This window comes from bacterium (assembly GCA_016716565.1).
GTDB lineage: Bacteria > Bacteroidota > Ignavibacteria > Ignavibacteriales > Ignavibacteriaceae > IGN2.
Genome location: JADJWC010000001.1, coordinates 1 through 20,568, shown reverse-complemented (window position 1 = coordinate 20,568; position 20,568 = coordinate 1). Strand labels below are relative to the sequence as shown.

The window sequence follows — 20,568 nt, the reverse complement described above, 5'->3', positions numbered from 1 at the left end:
ATTAGTAAAAAACATATTACTTGCTGGCAAAGTATTTGCAACAGCAGTTTAAATGTAAGTATCAAAACTCAATAGTAATTATCAAAGGAGAGAGAAATGAAAAAATTATTTTTGATATTAGTTGTTTTATCATTTTATCTGTCAACCGATCTGTATTCGCAAATATCACTTCAAGTCGGAGGTGGACTCGGATACATTTCCCCTACGGGAGATTATGGAGGATCAACAATTGATTTTTATAATGGAACCAAATACGGAATAAGCAGCGGATTTAATTATCACGCAAAAGCAAGAGTTGGTTTGTTAGGATTTAATCTATTCGGAATAATAGAATATTCTGACATCAACGGAGATGGTGAAAGTGGACCGGGTCAAGGAGAAATTGAGAATAGTCATAGTATTTTTTCAATTAAAGCTGGTCCGGAGTTCAATCTTTCACCGCCGCTTTCTCCGGTTGGTTTTTATCTCGATGGATTTATTTCGGTTAATACGTTCAGCGGAACTGTTAAGTTTCAGGGAGTAGCACAAGTACCAAGCGGAGAATACGATTTAGGAAGCGAGACAAGATTTGGAGTCGGTGTTGGCGGCGGAGCTCTGCTGGATTTTATACCGGTAGTTACTATTGATGTTGGAGTTCATTATAATCTTTATAATGTGTTCGGTCAGCAATACACAGGAACATCAACTAATCCGAGAAGACTTGATTCGTACACTTCTCTGAATGATGAAAAAGATCCGTTATTCGGAACGGATGAAGACATATTTATTATTGAAAACACTCGTGCAATAAATGCATGGCAGTTTACGCTAACAGCTATGATTGGAATTTAATCTGACTCACTTACCAATTCATTCGCTCTTTTAATGAAGTGATGTGGGCGAGATGATGATTCCCGTGCCAGGCGTAGTGGCATACTGTCTCATTCAGCTTTTTTAAACCTGATTCCGGATGCAGGAACTCTTTGTTTAGTTCTTTTTCAGTAAGCTGTTTTAAAAGTTCCGTCCATCTTTGATGCAAGGAACTTATAAGGTTCAGGGAAACATCAATATTGACTACTTTTGAATCAGGAAGATCCGCCCAGAGTTTTTCATCATAAGGTTTGATCATCGGTTTATCTTCAGTCAGCGCAAGTTTAAAGCGAATGTAGGAATTCATATGACTGTCAGCAATATGATGAACAACCTGTTGGATAGTCCAGCCCTCAGGGCGATATGGAGTTTGCAGCTGACTCAGACTTAATCCTTTAACTGCTTCAGATAATTTCTGCGGAAGCATCTCAATTTCTTTAATGGAATTCTTGATTGAAGTTTTATCGATACTGTCTTCAACTTGGTATCTTCCAATCGGGTATTTCAATTTTTCAAGATTCATATAGCCTCCTTGTAATTTTAACGATCATTTGATCGTCAACTGAAGTACTCTAATTCATTGGGACTTCGATAAATAATATCTTTGAATTCTCGTTGGCCGCAATCGAAAGCTCATCTGTATCCCATATTCCAATTCCATCTCGCCTGGATAATGATTCGTCACCGATAGAAATTTTTCCATCAATAAGAAATATATAAACACCATTTCCTTTTGTGTGGATTTTGTAATTAATAGAATTGTCTTTTCCAAGATCGATCAATGCAAGATAGGCGTCCTGGTTTAACCATAAGTTATCATCCTTCTTCTCTGGCGTAACAATAAATTGAAGCTTGTTTTTTCTTTCTTCTGAATCGAAAAACTTCTGATCATATCGTGGTGTGTGACCTTTTTTGTCAGGGAAAATCCAAAGCTGTAAAAGCTTTGTCGTTCCATCCTGAAGGTGATTAAATTCAGAATGACGAATTCCCGTTCCAGCCGACATTATCTGAACTTCATCTGGATAAATTACTCCTTCACCTCCGGTACTGTCTTTATGAGCAACAGCTCCTTCCAAAGGAACGGTAACAATTTCCATATCATTATGCGGATGAGTTCCGAATCCTTGTCCACCTTCGATTTCATCGTCATTTAAAACACGAAGCATTCCGAAGTTAACACGGTCGCGCTCGAAGTAATCGCTAAAGCTAAATGTATGATATGTTTTCAGCCAGCCGTAGTCAAAATGTCCCCTCGTGTTTGCTTTGTGAACAATCGTTTTCATCTTTACACCTTTCTATTATGAACAAAATCAAGTAATTAAAAGTTTTTTAAAGATAAGATACCTTTTTGATTTGTTCGATTCGTAGTCAAAGTTAAATGTGTTTAGAATCACTCAATGTCTTTTATAAAAGTAACCAATCTTCCGGCTTCTTCGAAACCTACGCTAGTATGAAAATCATAACTTAATTTATTATCAATGTAAGCATCCGAGCCAACCTGTTTACATCCTTTTTCCTTCAGCCATTTTTCTCCTTCGAGAAGAAGCTGTTTGGAAATCCCGAGCTTTCTGTATTCTGGCTTAACATAAATTCCCTCCACATAACCGGTAGGATTTGATGTTGAACCTTCTACATAATCACTTCTGATTGATAAAAAGATAAATGCAGCGATATTGTTATCAACAGATAAGAATAAAATTTTAAACTTTTCAGACTGCAATGCACCCAGGAAAATTTCTTTAAGATCGCTGACATTATAATCGATTCCCCATAAATCCATCGCCATCTTTAGAAAGTCGTTCAAATGTTCACTTTTTGCTTTAAATATTTTATTCATAAATAAAATAGCCTATGCAGCAAGCTCTCTGTTGTATTTATTTCTGTACTGAATTGGTGATAATCCGGTAATTTTTTTAAATGTTGTTCTGAAAGCTTTGTTGTCAGAGTATCCGACTTCGTACATAACTTCGTTTATATTTTTTCTTGCAGATTCCAGATTTTTTTTGGCAGCTTCAATCTTTACTCGCTGAATATACTCTACTACTGTATTCGCCGTTGCTTTCTTAAATCTCCGCTCAAGATTTCTTCTGCTGAGTGCAAACATTGTTGCGAGCTGGTCAACAGTTATTTTATTCTGAAAATTATTCTCGATATAATCCTGCGCTTTTTTTATTGATTCATCTTCGTGTTCTTTCTGTCCGATAAAAATTGTAAAAGGAGATTGGCTGTTACGCTGAATATCAATCTGAAATGCTTTTGCACAAAAAACCGCTGCTTCTCTTCCGGCATATTTTTCAACCAGATATAATATTAAATTTAAAGATGAATAAGCACCCCCACTTGAGTAAACTCCATTTTCATCAGTAATGATTTTATCCTCAAGGAGTTTTACATCCGGAAACATTTTCCGAAAAAAATTTGCTGCGAGCCAGTGTGTTGCACATTTTCTCCCGTTCAATATTCCCGTCGATGCCAGTAAAAATGCACCAAGACACAAGCTGGCAACCTCCGAACCGTTTTTAAAATGCTTTAATATCCAGGGGATAAAATCTTTATTTTCTTCTATTGCCTTGCTCAAATCTCCGTACATCGCCGGAATGATTATCAGGTCTGTTTTCTTGATTTCATTAATTCTGCTGGTTGATATTGTATACAACCCGTCATTCAACTGTGATTCCTCCGAAAGTCCTACAAGCTGAATTTCAAAAAACGGATGTTGACCCCGAGATTGGAGGTATTGGTTTACTTCGGTGAATACCTGTCTTGGTCCTTCGATATTTCCGAGAATCGCACCTTTTGTCACAATAATTGAAACGTGTTTCATAATTTTAATGTCTGTTTGAAAATAATTGACGATTATTAATTATGTGTTGAAATTATATAAATGTAATGTCGCATTCAACCCCGCAGATTGCCGTATTTGCACCTTATACATGCAGAAAAAATCAATATATATTTGCACATTCATTGCCAATTGTTGTTGAATATTAACTATTATGAACTAAATAATTTAAATAAAAATCTAAAAGGAGTGCTATGAAATCAATCAATCCCTATTTAAACTTTCCCGGGAACACCGAAGAAGCATTTAATTTCTATAAGAAAGTATTCGGCGGTGATTTTGCCGGCGGAATATTTCGCTTCAAAGATACACCCGATTCTGATAAGCTGAGTGAAGGTGATCGCCAAAAGGTAATGCACGTTGCTCTCCCGATGGGCAGTGAAAATATGATAATGGCCACCGATGCTCTTGAATCTATGGGATTCAAAGTTACTTTCGGAAATAATTTTTATATCGCGATCCATACTGATAGCAAAGAAGAAGCAGATAAACTTTTCAAAGGACTTTCAGAAGGTGGTAAAGTCGAAATGCCGATGGCTGATCAGTTTTGGGGCGATTATTTTGGTTCATTAGAAGATAAGTTCGGTGTTCGCTGGATGGTAATCTATTCTGCTCCGAAAGAAAATCAATAATTAATTGAAATAATATCAATGAGAAAATTAGTCTTTGCCATCAATATTACTATTGATGGCTTTGCTGATCACACGGCAGGTATAGCCGATGATGAGTTGCATGACTTTTTTACAAATTTTCTGGACACAATAGACGTCTCTCTGATGGGTCGGAAAACTTATCAGCTTATGGAAAGTTATTGGCCTAATGCACATCAAGATCCAAATGCAACTAAAAGCACGATTGATTTTGCAGATAAGTTTAATGCAATGAAGAAAATAGTTTTTTCAAGCACCCTTACAGAAGTTAAATGGAAAAATTCTCGTTTAGCCAGTGAAAGTCTGCTGAAAGTCGTTTCCGATTTGAAGAATCAAAATGGAAAAAATATATCCGCCGGAAGCTTGAGCATCGCTAACCAATTATTTAATGCAAATCTCATTGATGAATTCTGGTTTTTAATCCATCCGGTAGTTTTAGGAAAAGGTAAAAAATTGTTTGATGGGCTGGATATTAAAAATCAACTTCAACTAATTGATATCAAAAAATTTGATTCGGGTGTTGTGGCTCTTCAATACAAAAACTCTAATTGATTTTTACCTATAAATAAAAATAAAGGAATTTATTATGCAAAAGATAACTCCATTTCTCTGGTATGACAGCAACGCTGAAGAAGCAGTGAACTTTTACGCATCATTATTTAAGAATTCTAAATTTGGTAAGATAACCCGTTATGATGATGCAGGTCAGCAGCTACGGGAAGATCTGCAGGTTCTGTAATGACGATTGATTTTCAACTTAATGAATTGGATTTCGCAGCGATAAATGCAGGACCTGTTTTCAAATTCAATCCTTCCATTTCATTTTTTGTTGTATCTAAGGATGAAAAGGAAATCGAAAGGCTCTGGAAAAAATTTTCCGATGGAGGAAAAGTTTTAATGGAATTAAGCAAATATGATTGGAGTAAAAAGTATGGCTGGATTGAAGACAAGTTTGGTTTATCCTGGCAATTAATATTTGCAGAAGGTGAAATAAAACAGGAGATTGTTCCATCTCTTCTCTTTGTTGATAAGGCTTTTGGAAAAGCTAAGGAAGCAATTAAATTTTATACATCTGTATTTAAGAATGCAAAGACAGAGAGTATTTATAAATATCCTGATAACGAAAAAGCAATAATGTACGGTGATTTTAGTTTGGAAGGCAATTTATTTGCAGCAATGGATGGAACGGGCGAACATGGATTCCAATTTAATGAAGCAATTTCTTTTGTGGTAAATTGTGAAGACCAAAAAGAGGTTGATTATTACTGGAATAAACTTACTGCTGATGGTGGAGCAGAAAGTATGTGCGGCTGGTTGAAAGATAAATTTGGTGTCTCCTGGCAGATTACACCAAAAATTTTACTCAAATATATATCAGATAAAGATCCCCAAAAATCTCAGGCCGTTATGATGACGATGCTTCAGATGAAAAAAATTATTATTTCCGATTTGGAAAAAGCATACAATGGTAATTAACCCAAAGAAAAGGATTACAAATGAACAAAATAAAAATCAACATAGAAACATTAATATCTGCAGATGTCAAAAAAGTTTGGGACTGCTGGACGAAGCCTGAACACGTAACTAAATGGAATTTTGCTTCTGATGACTGGCATTGCCCAAGTGCTGAAAATGATTTAAAGGTTGGTGGAAAATTTAAAAGCAGAATGGAAGCCAAAGACGGAAGTTTTGGCTTTGACTTTGAAGGAGTTTATGACGAAGTCGTTGATCATAAGAAAATTTCTTATACAATGCCGGACTCAAGGCAGGTGATCACGAATTTTGTAAATCTTGGAGATAACATAAAAGTTATGACAACTTTTGATGCCGAAAATGAAAACCCTGTTGAGATGCAGAGAGCTGGCTGGCAATCAATTCTGGATAATTTTAAAAAGTATGTTGAATCGAATTAACTTTTGGAGATAATATGAGAAAACTTATAATGTGGAACATCGTTACACTCGACGGTTATTTCGAAGGAAAGCAAAACTGGGATTTATCTTTTCATGAAAAGATTTGGGGATCGGAACTTGAAAAACTAAGTCTTGAACAATTACACTCAGCAGACTACTTGGTTTTTGGGAGAGTGACCTACGAAGGAATGGCAGCTTATTGGCCAAAAGCAGAAGGAGAGATTGCTGAGATCGCTGAATTAATGAACAAAATCCCGAAACTCGTTTTTTCTAAAACCTTGAAATCGGTTGACTGGAATAATTCAATCCTGATTAAAGAGAATGCTTCTGCTGAAATTTCTAAACTGAAAGCACAAGGCGGTGGAGATATGTATGTATTTGGCAGCGCTGACCTTTCTGATACTTTTATTAATGATAATCTTTTTGATGAATATCGCATTGGAGTAGCTCCAGTTATTTTAGGCAGCGGAAGACCTCTTTTCAAACAAGGTATTTCTTCCAGAAATTTATCATTGATTTCAACACAACAGCTTTCGAATGGTGGCGTTGTTTTAAAATTCAAAAATTAATTTGAATTTAGCTTTACAATACAAAGAATGAATTTTTATTATTAAGGGAAAAAATGGCTAAAACGAATTTCAAAACTGTTGATGAATACATAAGTACTTTTCCTAAGGACATCCAAAAAATCCTTGAGCAGTACGGCAGGCAATTAAAAAATCCGCTCCCGAAGCTCAGGAAACAATAAATTATCAAATCCCGACATTTAAGCTGAATGGTAACCTGGTTCATTTTGCTGCTTTTAAAAATCACATAGGTTTTTATCCAACTCCTGCTGGCATTGAAAAATTCAAATCGGAATTATCAACGTATGAATCGGCAAAAGGTTCTGTTCAGTTTCGTTTGGATAAACCGATGCCTTTATCTTTAATAAAAAAAATTGTTAAGTACAGAGTAAAAGAAAATTCCATAAAAACTATGAAGAAGCATTAAGGAGGATAATCATGCAAAAACTAAAATTTTCAATCGAGATAAACGCGCCTAAAGAAAAAGTATGGAACACCATGCTTGAGGACGCTACTTATAGGTTGTGGACGACACCTTTTAGTGAAGGCTCATACTACAAAGGAGATTGGAGTAAGGGATCAAAAATAATTTTCTTAGGTCCTAATCCCGAAACAGGCAAAGAAGGTGGTATGGTAAGTAGAATAGCAGAAAATAAGCTCTATGAATTTATCTCTATACAACATCTCGGTATTATAAATGACGGAATTGAAGACACAACCAGCGATGCTGCAAAAGATTGGGTGGGTGCTCTTGAGAATTATACATTTAAAGATAAAGATGACTCAACAGAATTATTAATTGAACTTACCGGTGAGATTCCCGATGAATTCAAAGAGATGTTCGCGGGTATGTGGCCCAAAGCACTTCAAAAGCTGAAAGAAATTTCAGAAAAATAATTTTGTATTAATTTATCAATCGACTTATTAAATTAACTCAACAGCTAAAATTGAACGAAGAAGCTAAAATCGAAATTCAGAATAGCACAAATAAAGAAAATTCAAATCTGAGCTCACTTTGGATCGAGCTGAAAGATGCAATTCGCGGAAGCGAGGCTGACTACACAGAAATAAAAATCGGCAAAGCAATTTTTCTTCTCGCTGTTCCGATGATCCTGGAATTAATAATGGAATCAACTTTTGCGGTAGTTGATATTTTTTTCGTCGGAAAACTTGGTCCATCCGCAGTTGCAACGGTTGGTTTAACAGAAACGTACTTGTTTCTTCTTTACTCAATCGGAATGGGATTGTCAATGGCTGTGACAGCTATTGTTGCACGAAGAATTGGCGAGAAGGAAAAAGAGAAAGCAGGCATCAGCGCTGTACAATCAATTTTTCTTGCCATACTAATTTCACTACCTTTTTCAATCGCAGGTATATTTTATTCGAAGGAATTACTTGCCTTGATGGGTGCTGATCAGTGGGTTCTTGAAAATGGTTATTGTTATATGCAATGGATGCTAGGTGGTAATGTGGTTATTATGCTTCTGTTCATTATCAATGCAATATTCAGAGGGGCGGGCGATGCTGCAATTGCAATGCGTGTTCTATGGATAGCAAACGGAATTAATATTGTTCTCGATCCGGTTCTAATTTTCGGTTGGGGTCCTTTTCCTGAAATGGGAATTGAAGGAGCTGCTGTTGCTACAAATATCGGTAGAGGGATTGGAGTACTAACGCAACTCTATTTCCTCTTTAAAGGAGTAAAGCATATTAAAGTACTTCGTTCTCAACTCCATCTTAAATGGCAGGTTGCTTTGCAAATCATAAAAACTTCGCTTGGCGGAATAGGACAGATGATTATTGCAATGACTTCGTGGATTTTTATTATGAGGATACTCGCCGAGTTTGGAAGTGAAGTGGTTGCGGGAACTACAATCGCTATGAGAATTATGATGTTCACAATGATGCCAGCGTGGGGAATGTCAAATGCAGTTGCAACGCTTGTTGGACAAAATCTCGGTGCTAAAAAACCTGAACGTGCTGAACGGTCAGTCTGGATAACAGGATTATGGAATATGGTTTTCTTAATTGGTGTTGCCGTAGTTTACTTTTTCAAAAGCGAATCACTTGTCGGAATCTTTACCGATGATGCTGAAGTCATTTCTGTTGGCGGTATATGGCTGAAAATAGTTTCTTATTCTTATTTCGTCTATGGATGGTGGATGGTTGCATCGCAGGCTTTCAACGGAGCCGGAGATACGATTACTCCAACTAAAATTAATTTCTTTTTCTTCTGGTTACTGGAAATCCCGCTTTCATATTTTATGGCAACTACACTGTCAATGGAATACATAGGAGTTTTTTGGGCAATATTTATTGCTGAAACCGCAGTTGGATTATTTACATTGTGGTTGTTCACACGTGGTAAATGGAAAAATGTCATCGTTTAGCAATCAAAGTGGTAAAGGAATCCAAGGCACAGTATATTTAATAATTATATAACACAAGTTGTAACATGACGCACAACGTGTAATACTATAATCTTTTATTTTGGATTAGAATAATTTAAGAGCTGTTCAATCCTTTCCATTAAATCTGGAACAATATTCATCGCTGGATTTTCAAATTTACTCTTACTATCAAATTATAAAAGTTGATTCAGCATATTTTGATTTCTGAATAGTTCCTCCGTTTCAGATAAAACACACATAACAGAATTTTAGTTTTTCTTACTAAGGAGTAAAACCATATGTCGTTTACGAAGAGCAATTACCTTCGAACCAAACTGTTGATCGGAATTTTGTTTTTAATTTCAGGATTCATCAGAGGACAAACAACGGCCCCTGACAGTGCGCTTCAAATCATCCTGGAAAATTTGGAAGGCAGACCAATCTCACTTTCAGAGATAACCGATCTCGCAATGAAAAATTCTACTTCGCTGGGAAAAGTAAATACACTTTATATGGCAGCCGAAGGAAATCTTACAAGAGAAAGAGGCTACTTCGATCCGGGACTTTATTTCAATCTTTATTATAGTGATCTGGATATCCCAACTTCTTCTTTCTTTGCAGGAGCTGACGTGCTGCAGACAAAAGAAACCACAGCTCAAACAGGATTGACATTAAATCTTCCAATAGGAACGGAATTGGAACTGGGATTAAGTACTTACAGCTTGAATTCAAATTCACAATTTGCATTTTTGAATCCTGAGTATAACGGATTCGGAAGTCTTAGTTTCCGGCAGCCGCTGCTTGAAGGGTTTACTTCAAACGGGCGGAAAGATCTCACCTTCGCTGAGCTTCAGTACGACGTTGCAAAAGCAATTTATGATCAGGAAGTAATCAATATTATCAGTGAAGCTGAAATTGCTTACTGGAATCTTTATACGGCGGAAAGAAATTACGGTGTTCAAAAACTTGTCAGGGATCGTGCAAAAGATTTTTTAATTGAAACTCAGCTTCGTGAAGAAGCTGGTTTGGTAGGACCAGAGCAGGTTGCGAATGCAAAAACATTTCTTGCTGAGCAGGAGATACTTTTTATTGATCAGGAAGAAGAGCTTGATAATCAGTCCGATTTTCTTGCAACTTTAATTGGAACCAGGCCAGAACCAAATTCGTCCAGATTTAAAACAACAGAAACTCCTCCCTCAGAATTTCCTATTGAACCGGTTGATGCACTGATAGACTATGCGTTACAAAGTAATCTTCAGTTGAAAGCAGTTCAGGATGAGATTGAAGCATCGAATACACTTGTCGATGCAGCAGCCTGGAATGTCTGGCCTTCACTCGATCTTCTTGGATCAATTTCAAGTTCAGGACTAGGCGGCGATCCGCAGGATGTAATTTTTGGAACCGATACCCTTGCAACAACAACGAGCGGGAGTTATGGTGATATGCTGAACCAGTTATTCAAGAGGGATTATCCCGGGTGGAGCATCGGGGTTGAATTTAGTTTGCCAATTGGTCTTCGAAGTGATATTGGAGAAAAAGATCGTCTTGAAGCCTTATCCGAAAATGTTGAGCAACGATATATTGAACTTAGCCGTGAGATTGAAAAATCAATTCGGAAAGCTCATCGTGAATTGATGCATGGAAGCAGTCGTCTTCGTGCTGCAGAAGATGGAGTTGAAGCTGCACAGGAACAGGTACGTATAGGAAGAATTGAATTTCAGAATGGACGTACCACTGCTTTTGAACTTGTTCGTCTTGGTGAAGATTTCGCAAAAGCACAACGCCGTTATTCTGAAGCACTGGTTCGTATTGTAAATGCTGTTGCAAAGTTGAAGCAGCTTACTTCAGGTAAATATCCTGAGAACACAAATAATTAAAAGGAGTTTTTGTATGAAGAACATTAAAAATAAAAATCTTAATCTATTACGATTATTAAATCGATACTGGTTGATAAGTTCAATAACAATTTTTCTAACTATTCTTATAATAAGCTGTGGAGATCAGAGTTCTGCTGGCGGACAGTTCTCAATGCCGCCAATGCCAGTTGAAGTTGCGCAGGTTGTAAAGCAAGGTGTCAGCGAAAGGTTTGAAGCAGTCGGCACAATTGAAGCTATCGAAGAGATAACAGTAGTATCTGAAATAAGCGCAACAGTGGTTGATATTCCATTTACAGAAGGCAGTCAGATTTCAAAAGGAGAATTAATTGCTCAGCTTGATGATTCACAACTTTCAGCGGAAGTCTTAAGTGCAGAAGCACTTTATGCACAAAGTTTAGCAACTTATAGCAGGGTGAAAAAAGTTGTTGAGCAAAAGGCAGGAACACCTCAGGATCTTGATGACGCTCTTGCATCATTAAAAGTATCAGAAGCAAATCTGAAGCTGGCACAAGCACGGCTTGATAAAACAAGGATCGTAGCCCCGTTCAATGGAATGATTGGATCGAGACGAGTTAGTGTTGGAAGCTTTGTAAGAACAGGCGATGCAATTACAGAGCTTGCTAACCTTAATGAAATTCGCATCACATTTTCTGCGCCTGAAAGATTTCTTGCTGAATTAAAACGAGGTTCTGAAGTTGTTGTTTACTCGCCAGTTTATCCGGGACACGAAGTGAAAGGAAAAATTATTGCTATCGAACCGATCATTGATTCAGATACAAGGACCGCAAGGATTGTTGCAAGAGTTCAAAACCCGGGACAGAAATTCCGTCCGGGAATGTCCGCAAATGTTTCCGTTGTTTTAACTGAAAGACCTGAAGCATTAACTATTCCAACCGAAGCAGTTTTTGCAAATGGAAATCAATCATTGGTTTATATCGTGAATGCTGACAGCACTGTTGCGCCGGCACCGGTGACATTGGGAACACAATTATCCAAAGTTGTGGAAGTTGTCGGCGGTCTTCAAGAGGGAATGAATATCGTAACAGCCGGCCATCAAAAACTTTTTCCCGGCGCTAAAGTTATCCCGGTTAATTCTCAGCAGCAACAACAACAATGAATGATGGTATTAAAGACAAAACAGTTTTTTGCATAAGGAGTTTTTATGAAACTAAGTAAAATTTCTATCGAACGACCGGTACTGGCAACAGTGATGAGTCTGGTGATAGTTCTTTTTGGGATTATTTCATTTACACAATTACCTGTTCGTGAATATCCCGATATTGATCCTCCGGTAGTTTCAGTAGTTACTTTATATCGTGGTGCGAGCGCAAGTGTTGTTGAAACTGAAATAACCGATGTATTGGAAGAACAATTCGCAACTCTTGAAGGAGTTAAGACAGTAAAGTCTTCGAGCAAAGAAGGCGGGTCAGTCATCACAATTGAATTCGAACTTGATCGTGATGTAAATGAAGCCTCAAATGATGTTAGGGACAGAGTATCAAGAATCAGAGGAACTCTTCCTGCAGAAATTGAAGATCCGGTAATTTCAAAAGTTGATGCGAATGCTCAGCCGATAGTTTGGCTTGCGCTATTCAGCGAAACACACTCAACACTTGAACTCTCTTATTTTGCTGACCAGGTATTGAAGGAAAAGATTCAGCGTCTGTCAGGAGTTGGCGGTGTGTTTCTTGGAGGTGAGCGTCGGTATGCAATGAGAGTATGGATTGATCCATTAAGAATGGCTGCACATAAATTAACCACATCGGATATTGAGTTTGCAATAAGAACTGAGAATGCCGAAATTCCGGGAGGCAGAGTTGAAGGAGAAACTCGTGAGTTTACTGTAAGAACCAGAGGCGAGCTTGCGACTCCTGAAGAATTTGGAGCCATTATTGTTTCTCAGCAGGGAAATAATATTGTACGTCTCCGCGATGTTGCAAACGTATCAATTGGTGCAGAGGATGAAAGAACTATTGCCCGATGGAACGGAAAACCTTCTGTGGGACTTGGTATAATTAAACAGTCGAGGGCGAGCACTGTTGATGTTGCTAAAGTAGTTAGAGAATCTTTACCTGAATTGAGAGAACTTTTGCCGGCAGGTGTAAAACTTGAAGTTGCATACGATAGTTCTGAATTTATTATCGAATCGATCAACGAAGTACAGGAAACATTAATAATTGCGCTGTTGCTGGTAATGCTTGTTGTTCTCGCGTTCCTTAAAAGTTTCCGCGCTACAATTATTCCCTCACTTGCAATTCCCATTTCGATTATCGGCGCATTGGCTGCTGTTTACTTCTTTGGCTTTACAATTAATATTCTGACATTGCTGGGATTTGTGCTTGCCATAGGATTAGTTATTGACGATGCGATAATCGTACTCGAAAATATTTATCGTCACATGGAAATGGGAAAAACCAGATGGCAAGCCGCAATTGACGGAAGTAAGGAAATTGGTTTTGCAATTATCGCAACAACAATTTCGCTTGTTGCCGTGTTTGTTCCGCTTGCTTTTTTATCGGGAAATGTCGGAAGACTATTCAATGAATTTGGAGTTGCAGTTGCTGTAGCAGTTTTAATATCAGGTTTTGTTGCTCTCAGTCTCACACCGATGATATCATCGCAAATTCTCCGGCCATTACATGGAACTGGAAAAGGCTGGGCATCACGCTCATTCGATACTTTCTTTGAAAATCTAAATAAGGTTTATGAAAAATTAGTTAGAGGTGCATTACGTCACCGTGTTTTGTCAGTGGCTTCAGCTGTTGTCGTTTTAATTCTCGCTTACTTTTTATTCAAAATGCTTCCGAGTGAATTGGTCCCTGTTGAAGATCGTGGTTTTGGATTTGGAATTGTAATTGCGCCTGAGGGGGCCACAATCGAATATACGGATACCTATGTAAAGGAAATTGAAAAAATATTACTTGCTCTTCCTGAACACGAGGGATTATTCACAGCAACGGGTTTGGGTTTTGAAGGACCGGGAAGTGTAACCAACAGTTTTATATTTTTAAACCTCAAGTCACGCGGCGAGAGAGAAAAATCTCAACAGCAAATTATTCAGGAACTATTTCCTCAATTACTTGCGATACCCGGTGTTCTCGCTTTTGTAATTAATCCGCCAAGTATTGCAGCTGATTTTACACTTACTCCGGTTCAATACGTTCTCCAGGGAGATAGTTACGAAGAATTGAACAATGCTGTTAACATAATGATGGGTGAAGCATCTCAACTCGGATATCTTATCAACCTGGATACAGATTTAAAGTTGAATAAACCACAACTTGATATCCATATTGATCGGGAAAGAGCTTCGGGACTTGGTGTTTCCGTTGCTGACATTGGTTCAACTCTGGAAACATTTTTAGGTGGAAAAGTTGTTTCTGATTTCAAGCGAGGAACAAAACAGTATGATGTGATACTGCAGGTGAGACCCGAAGATCGTTCCACTCCGGATGCAATACGTAATCTGTACATCAGAAGTAAAGGTGGTTTGGTGCAGCTAGCAAATGTTGTATCGGTCGAAAAAACAGTTGCCCCGAAAGAATTGAATCATTATAACCGTGTGAGATCAGCAATAATCTCCGCAAGCCTTGTACCAGGTGTTGCACTTGGTCAGGCACTTGATGATCTTGATAGAATTGCACAAGAAAAATTGCCATCTGATATAAAGCGTGATTATGCAGGCGAATCACTTGAATATAAATCATCAAGTTCAGCTCTGTATTTTATGTTCCTGCTTGCTTTGATATTTATTTACCTCGTGCTCTCAGCACAGTTTGAAAGTTTCATTCATCCGTTGACAATATTACTTTCGGTCCCACTTGCTGTGTTTGGTGCGCTACTAACCTTATTCATTTTTGGCGAGAGTTTAAACATTTATTCTCAAATCGGATTGATAATGCTAATCGGTCTTGTAACAAAGAACGCAATTCTAATTATTGAATTTGCGAACCAACAGCATGAGAACGGATTAAGTTTTACTGAAGCTGTTGTGCAGGCAGCTACAATTCGATTAAGACCAATATTGATGACTTCCTTCGCAACAATTTTTGGTATTCTTCCGATTGCTATTGGCCTCGGTGCCGGTGGTGAATCAAGACGGCCGCTTGGATTGGTTGTTGTTGGTGGCATGCTTTTTTCAACATTCCTGACTCTGGTAATTGTGCCCGTTGTTTACACTTTGCTTGCTCGTTTTACTAAATCAAAAGAAAAAGTTAAAGAGGTAAAATCAATTGATAATAATGAAATTGAAAAGAAGTATGATCCGATAACTGTCAGATAGCTAAAATCATCTTTATGAAATAATAAATAGTAATGAGCAAGAACAAAAAAGTTGTAGAAAAATATATTGAGGGTTTTAACAAATCTGATCACAGGATGATATTATCCTGTTTGACAGATGATATTGAATGGATTCTCCCAGGAGTATTTCATCTGAAAGGTAAAGAAGCCTTTGATAAGGAAATTGAAAATCCCGCTTTTGAAGGAAAGCCAGTCATTGTTGTTACGAGAGCTATTGAAGAAAATAATGTTGTCATCACCGAAGGAACAGTTCGCGCAAAGAAAAAAGATGCTGATTTCATCAACTTAGTATTCTGTGATGTTTTTGAAATGAAAGATAACCTGATCAATCGATTAACCTCCTATTTGATGGAAGTAAAGTAATAAATACTATCATCGCCATTAAAATTTGAAATATAAAAGTATCTCATAAACTTTTCAGAGATAAAATGAAATTCTATTTGTTAATTCTTTCATCACTGTTGTTATATTCTTGTAATCATCAGAGATCAACTTCCGATTTTTATATGCCGGCTGAATTTGAAGAACAGGAAGCCGTCTGGCTTGGCTGGCAAGGTTACGAATCATATTATCAGGTTGGCGCCGATATGATAGAATCATTGCTGCCTTATGTTCAGGTAAAGGTTGTAACTGAATCAGACAGTATTTTACAGGTATGTAAAAACTATTTGACTCAAAGAGAAATTGATACAGCAAAAATAAAATTCTATGTAATTCCGGATAATGAATTCTGGATTAGAGATCACGGGGCTACGTTTACTGTAAATAAAAATGGCGAAATACAAGCTGTAGACTTTAACTGGAATACATATGGTATTCGCTCCTGGACGATGGAGATACATGATAACGATGAATCAAAAGCAGATAGTCTGATGAATATTTGGTTTGCAGGAAGCAAAAGAGAAAAAGTTGATAGTATTATGGCAGCTAAAGACAGTATTCCGGTAATTAAATCATGGGTATTTATTGAAGGCGGCACAATCGAAGTAAACGGAAAAGGAACTTTGATTCTTAATGAACCTCTGACTATTTCCAGAAATGAAGGCGCATCAAAAGACAGCATTGAAAAAGAATTTAAAAGAGTTCTTGGTGTAACAAATATTATCTGGCTTCAACACGGACTTGCAGAAGACCCGCACATATGGCGGACAATTACTGATAAATATGTTGGACTTGGAACTGGCGGACATACTGATGAATACGTAAGATTCGCTGATGAAAATACAATTCTCCTGGCCTGGGTTGATGAATCAGAAAAAGATAAGAATGCATTAAACAGAATTAATTATGATAGAATGAGTATCAATTATGAAATCTTGAAGAATGCAAAAAATGAAAATGGTTATTCATTTAAAATTGTTAAAGTTCCCTTGCCTGATATTATAGCACAACCAATAATAATTTTAGAGGCAGATGAATGGGATGATTCTTATAATATTCCAATCTCTGCTTTTAAGAAAAGCGATGGCTGGATGGTTGGCGATACTGCTTATCGTGTAGCTGCGTCAAGCTATCTTAATTTTTACGTAACCAACGGCGCAGTGTTACTTCCGACATATATTAAACAAGGCTCTTCTCCACAAAAAGAAGAACAAATAAAAAAAATATTCGCTGAGGTTTTTCCCGGCAGAAAACTAATTTTTATTGATGCAATGGCTCTGAACTGGTCAGGTGGTGGTATTCACTGCGGAACACAGCAACAGCCGAAAAGAAAAAAGGAGAATTAGATTGAATTTAAAGTTGTTATTCTTAATTCTGATTTTGTTTTGCTCATTAATGACATTTGGACAACAAGAAGCTGATGCTTCAAAAGAAAAAATAATTATGGTTGTGCTTGCACACCCGGATGATGAAACCGCCATGGGTCCCGTTCTTGCAAAATATAGCGCTGACAATAAAGTATATCTTATCCTCGCAGCAGATGGAAGATATGGAACCCGTAAACACGCAGGAATTCCGGCAGGAGATTCTCTGGTACAAATACGAAAACTCGAAACTATTTGCTCCTGCAATGCATTAGGGATTGAGCCGCCGATATTCTTGGGATTTCATGATGGGTTGGGTTCAAGAGATGGACTTGGCGAATACTTTATGCAAACAGTGAAACTTAAAGAAAAATTAAAAATAACTATTGAAGAAATAAATCCTGATGTGATAATAACTTTCGGTCCCGACGGAGATACAGGTCATCCCGACCACCGCGGAATAAGTGATATCACAACAGAAATAATATTACGTGAAGGATGGTATGAAAGATATCCGCTTTACTTTGTAGGCTTTCCAAATGATGAAACAGATACATCATCCGCAAGTGCCGACTTAAACTCAGTTAATGAAAGATATCTGAACGTAAGAATTAAATACGATGAAGTAGACAGAGAAAAACATTTTGAATCTATAAGATGTCATAAAAGTCAGTGGACAGAAGAAGAAATGAATGAGTGGATAGAAATAGAGAAAAGCAATGCTTCGTACACTGCATACTTCAGAAAGTTTGTTATACATACAAATGTTGTTGATGATATATTTGATTAGCAGTTCAAGGTATGACTAAGAAAATTGTAAACCCTGCCGATGTTAAAAAACTTATTTTAACTCACAAACTGTTTGCAAAGATTAAAGACAAATACGGAGTTCCTCCCAACTGGCAAAGACAGGAGGGCTTTGTATCACTGTGCAAAATAATTTTAGAGCAGCAAGTCAGCCTTTCCTCCGCTGAAGCACATTTCAAAAAATTGAATAGTTATTTGTCAGAGTTTTCACCAACTGAAATTCTGAATCTTACCGACGCAGAAATGAGAGCTTGTCAGATCAGCCGACAAAAAGCAAAATATTTACGTGCGTTATCACAAGCTGTAATAGATAAAGAATTAAAGTTTGATGAGCTATCTGGAATGGATGTAAATGATGCAAGAACAAAATTAACAAGTATAAAGGGAATAGGTAATTGGACAACAGATATTTATTTAATGTTTTGTTTGGAGAGCAAAGATATATTTCCTCTTGGTGATATTGCACTAATCACAACAATCAAAGAGCTAACTAGAATAAAAACGGAAGAAGGGATAATTCGATTCACGACAAAATTAAGGCCGCTTCGATCATTAGCCGCATATTTTTTATGGTACTATTATCTGAAGAAAAGAAAAAGAATCTGAAATTTTGTCTTGTGAAAGTTTATAGCATATAGTATTTTAATGACCATATATATTAATAAGTTGTATATTATATAAAAAGTAAGTAATGGTTATAATATGTCTGAATTCAGTTTTAAGAGAAAAAAATATAACAACCCTGTTGAGCTTTCTCTTGATGTTATAGGAGGTAAATGGAAGATACCTATCATCTGGAGATTGAAGGATGACCCTAAAAGATACGGCGAACTCAGAAAATCTCTTCAGAAAATAACTCATAAAATGCTAACACAGCAGCTGAGGGAATTAGAAGAAGCAGAAATAATATCAAGGAAAGTCTACCCTGAGGTGCCTCCTAAAGTCGAATACAGCCTGACACTTCTGGGAAGATCTGTAATCCCGGTTATTGACCTTCTAAGAGAATGGGGTGAAGAATATCGGGGCGTTTTTCCCAAAAATTAAAAAAGCTAAAGGTTGAGAACCAAACCATCTGCATCTTCGTCTATAGTTAATAATAAAATCAATTTTTTCACTGTTACACATTGGTTATTTTACAAAGTAATTTATTCTTGAATATACCAAAGGTAGATGATGTCCATTTACAGAGAACAAAAAAAGCTCCTTGAATTACTGAGGAAATATGAGCGTAATTTTACTCGTCAGGAATACGATGAATATAAACTCTTCATCAAAAGAGATAAAGACGATGACGAATTTGATACAGTTTCTATGAAACGCCTCAAGGATCTTCACGATAAATACCACAAACCCGTCGACACCTCGAAGTATGATAAATTCTTCAAGAAAAGTTCTGACGAAGATTCCAACAAATGAATTTTATTCTACAGTTTTCATTGTATACAAATCCAATTGTAGCTAATTTTGGCTTTCTTTTTCTAATGAGGAGATAATGAACCTTAAACTTTTACATAGAATATATGCTGCCGGAGTATTTTTAATTACACTGGTAGTTTACTGGATGACCGTTCAACCGTCGGTTTCGTTCTGGGACTGCGGTGAATTCATAGCTGCCAGCTACTATTTACAGGTTCCGCATCCACCCGGAGCTCCATTCTTTCTTATACTAGGAAATATTTTCTCAAAGATTCCTTTTTTTGAAAATGTAGGTTTTAAAGTAAACCTGATATCAGTTTTCTCGAGCGCATTATCTGTTTTATTCCTCTATCTGGTTGCAGTAAAGCTCATCAATATTTTTAATGGAAAGAAGCCTGAAAATTTCTCTGAAGCATTAGCAACATACACTGCTTCTGCAATTGGTGCACTTTCACTCGCATTCAGCGATACTTTCTGGTTCAATGGTGTTGAAGCAGAAGTCTATGCATTCAGCACATTATTAGTTGCTCTCATAATATATTTGATTATAAGATGGTATGAACGAGCGGACAATAAAGACAGTGAAAAATACATTCTCGGTATAGCATATCTTGTTGGTTTATCAATTGGTGTTCATCTTATGAGCGTTCTTACGATTGTTCCTGTTGTAATGATTATTTTCTTCAGAAAGTATTTAGATGATGAAGAGGCACTGAAAAAAACCGGCTACATTTTACTAGGTCATGCCGGAATTATTTTGCTGCTTGCTGTAATCTGGTGGGCAGGTGAAACCAGTGCCACTCCTCCAACCGGAGACGAATACAAAGATTTTGATACAAAATTTAAATTGATGGTTGCCGGAATCAGTGTGGTTGTAATGGGAATATTCTGGAAAAAGGTTTTCAACAAGAATTCATTTTATCTCCCGATCATTATTGGCGGTGTTGCGCTGTTCGCAACCTACCCCGGAGTAGTAAAGCTTTTACCTTCTGTGATGACAGCAATCGGGAAAGAAAATATTGTGGTTGAAATTTTAATTTTCGCTGTAATACTTGCAATTCTTGGTTATGCTGTTCATTATTCGGTAAAGAATAGTAAACCAACACTGCATACAATTTTTATGTCCGCAATTTTCATTCTGATGGGATTCACTACCTTCTCTATGGTTATAATCAGGGCAAATCAAAATCCACCAATGAACGAAAATGAAC

Annotated in this window: 21 protein-coding genes and 2 pseudogenes; 19 read left to right on the top strand and 4 right to left on the bottom strand. The window is 37.1% G+C overall.

Annotated features, from left to right (window positions below; genetic code table 11):
* The first annotated feature begins 96 nt into the window (after positions 1-96).
* Positions 97-831, top strand: coding sequence for an outer membrane beta-barrel protein (locus tag IPM14_00115; GenBank protein MBK9096528.1), 735 nt, complete (start codon positions 97-99; stop codon positions 829-831).
* 10 nt (positions 832-841) lie between these two features.
* Here IPM14_00115 and bstA read toward each other — a convergent pair whose 3' ends face one another.
* The 4 genes from bstA to IPM14_00095 all read right to left on the bottom strand — a co-directional run bounded on the left by bstA (position 842) and on the right by IPM14_00095 (position 3,673).
* Complete coding sequence (bstA, locus tag IPM14_00110) at positions 842-1,372, bottom strand: bacillithiol transferase BstA (protein ID MBK9096527.1); 531 nt, start codon at positions 1,370-1,372, stop codon at positions 842-844.
* Between the two features lie 49 nt (positions 1,373-1,421).
* Positions 1,422-2,132: a pirin family protein gene (locus IPM14_00105; GenBank protein MBK9096526.1), complete on the bottom strand. Its 711-nt coding sequence runs from the start codon at positions 2,130-2,132 to the stop codon at positions 1,422-1,424.
* A gap of 107 nt (positions 2,133-2,239) precedes the next feature.
* Positions 2,240-2,686: a GNAT family N-acetyltransferase gene (locus IPM14_00100; GenBank protein ID MBK9096525.1), complete on the bottom strand. Its 447-nt coding sequence runs from the start codon at positions 2,684-2,686 to the stop codon at positions 2,240-2,242.
* Between the two features lie 12 nt (positions 2,687-2,698).
* Positions 2,699-3,673 (bottom strand): helix-turn-helix domain-containing protein, encoded by a 975-nt coding sequence (locus IPM14_00095; protein ID MBK9096524.1) that lies wholly within the window; start codon positions 3,671-3,673, stop codon positions 2,699-2,701.
* A gap of 212 nt (positions 3,674-3,885) precedes the next feature.
* On the opposite strand from IPM14_00095, the gene IPM14_00090 reads away from it, so the two are divergent.
* The 18 genes and pseudogenes from IPM14_00090 to IPM14_00005 all read left to right on the top strand — a co-directional run.
* Complete coding sequence (locus tag IPM14_00090) at positions 3,886-4,323, top strand: VOC family protein (protein ID MBK9096523.1); 438 nt, start codon at positions 3,886-3,888, stop codon at positions 4,321-4,323.
* Positions 4,324-4,341: 18 nt separating this feature from the next.
* Complete coding sequence (locus IPM14_00085; protein MBK9096522.1) at positions 4,342-4,893, top strand: dihydrofolate reductase; 552 nt, start codon at positions 4,342-4,344, stop codon at positions 4,891-4,893.
* 34 nt (positions 4,894-4,927) lie between these two features.
* A pseudogene (locus tag IPM14_00080) lies at positions 4,928-5,817 on the top strand (VOC family protein).
* A 20-nt stretch (positions 5,818-5,837) separates the two neighbouring features.
* The gene (locus IPM14_00075; protein MBK9096521.1) at positions 5,838-6,254 is read left to right on the top strand and encodes an SRPBCC family protein; all 417 of its coding nucleotides are present in this window, start codon (positions 5,838-5,840) and stop codon (positions 6,252-6,254) included.
* A gap of 14 nt (positions 6,255-6,268) precedes the next feature.
* Positions 6,269-6,823, top strand: a complete 555-nt coding sequence (locus IPM14_00070) for a dihydrofolate reductase (GenBank protein MBK9096520.1) — start codon at positions 6,269-6,271, stop codon at positions 6,821-6,823.
* Between the two features lie 53 nt (positions 6,824-6,876).
* Positions 6,877-7,247 (top strand): annotated as a pseudogene (locus IPM14_00065) (DUF1801 domain-containing protein).
* Positions 7,248-7,258: 11 nt separating this feature from the next.
* On the top strand, positions 7,259-7,717 hold the full coding sequence (locus IPM14_00060) for an SRPBCC domain-containing protein (protein MBK9096519.1): 459 nt from the start codon (positions 7,259-7,261) through the stop codon (positions 7,715-7,717).
* A gap of 107 nt (positions 7,718-7,824) precedes the next feature.
* On the top strand, positions 7,825-9,210 hold the full coding sequence (locus IPM14_00055) for an MATE family efflux transporter (GenBank protein ID MBK9096518.1): 1,386 nt from the start codon (positions 7,825-7,827) through the stop codon (positions 9,208-9,210).
* Between the two features lie 299 nt (positions 9,211-9,509).
* On the top strand, positions 9,510-11,087 hold the full coding sequence (locus IPM14_00050) for a TolC family protein (protein ID MBK9096517.1): 1,578 nt from the start codon (positions 9,510-9,512) through the stop codon (positions 11,085-11,087).
* A 13-nt stretch (positions 11,088-11,100) separates the two neighbouring features.
* Positions 11,101-12,204: an efflux RND transporter periplasmic adaptor subunit gene (locus IPM14_00045; protein ID MBK9096516.1), complete on the top strand. Its 1,104-nt coding sequence runs from the start codon at positions 11,101-11,103 to the stop codon at positions 12,202-12,204.
* 45 nt (positions 12,205-12,249) lie between these two features.
* A complete protein-coding gene (locus IPM14_00040; protein MBK9096515.1) occupies positions 12,250-15,369 on the top strand; it encodes an efflux RND transporter permease subunit in 3,120 nt (1,039 codons plus the stop codon).
* 32 nt (positions 15,370-15,401) lie between these two features.
* The gene (locus IPM14_00035; protein ID MBK9096514.1) at positions 15,402-15,752 is read left to right on the top strand and encodes a nuclear transport factor 2 family protein; all 351 of its coding nucleotides are present in this window, start codon (positions 15,402-15,404) and stop codon (positions 15,750-15,752) included.
* Between the two features lie 143 nt (positions 15,753-15,895).
* Complete coding sequence (locus tag IPM14_00030; protein MBK9096513.1) at positions 15,896-17,116, top strand: agmatine deiminase family protein; 1,221 nt, start codon at positions 15,896-15,898, stop codon at positions 17,114-17,116.
* Between the two features lies 1 nt (position 17,117).
* Positions 17,118-17,924: a PIG-L family deacetylase gene (locus tag IPM14_00025; protein MBK9096512.1), complete on the top strand. Its 807-nt coding sequence runs from the start codon at positions 17,118-17,120 to the stop codon at positions 17,922-17,924.
* An 11-nt stretch (positions 17,925-17,935) separates the two neighbouring features.
* Positions 17,936-18,547, top strand: a complete 612-nt coding sequence (locus IPM14_00020) for a DNA-3-methyladenine glycosylase 2 family protein (GenBank protein MBK9096511.1) — start codon at positions 17,936-17,938, stop codon at positions 18,545-18,547.
* A gap of 96 nt (positions 18,548-18,643) precedes the next feature.
* Positions 18,644-18,985, top strand: coding sequence for a helix-turn-helix transcriptional regulator (locus IPM14_00015; GenBank protein MBK9096510.1), 342 nt, complete (start codon positions 18,644-18,646; stop codon positions 18,983-18,985).
* 129 nt (positions 18,986-19,114) lie between these two features.
* Complete coding sequence (locus tag IPM14_00010) at positions 19,115-19,357, top strand: hypothetical protein (protein ID MBK9096509.1); 243 nt, start codon at positions 19,115-19,117, stop codon at positions 19,355-19,357.
* Between the two features lie 76 nt (positions 19,358-19,433).
* Positions 19,434-20,568, top strand: a 1,135-nt coding sequence (locus tag IPM14_00005; GenBank protein MBK9096508.1) for a DUF2723 domain-containing protein, incomplete at its 3' end; no start/stop codon positions are given.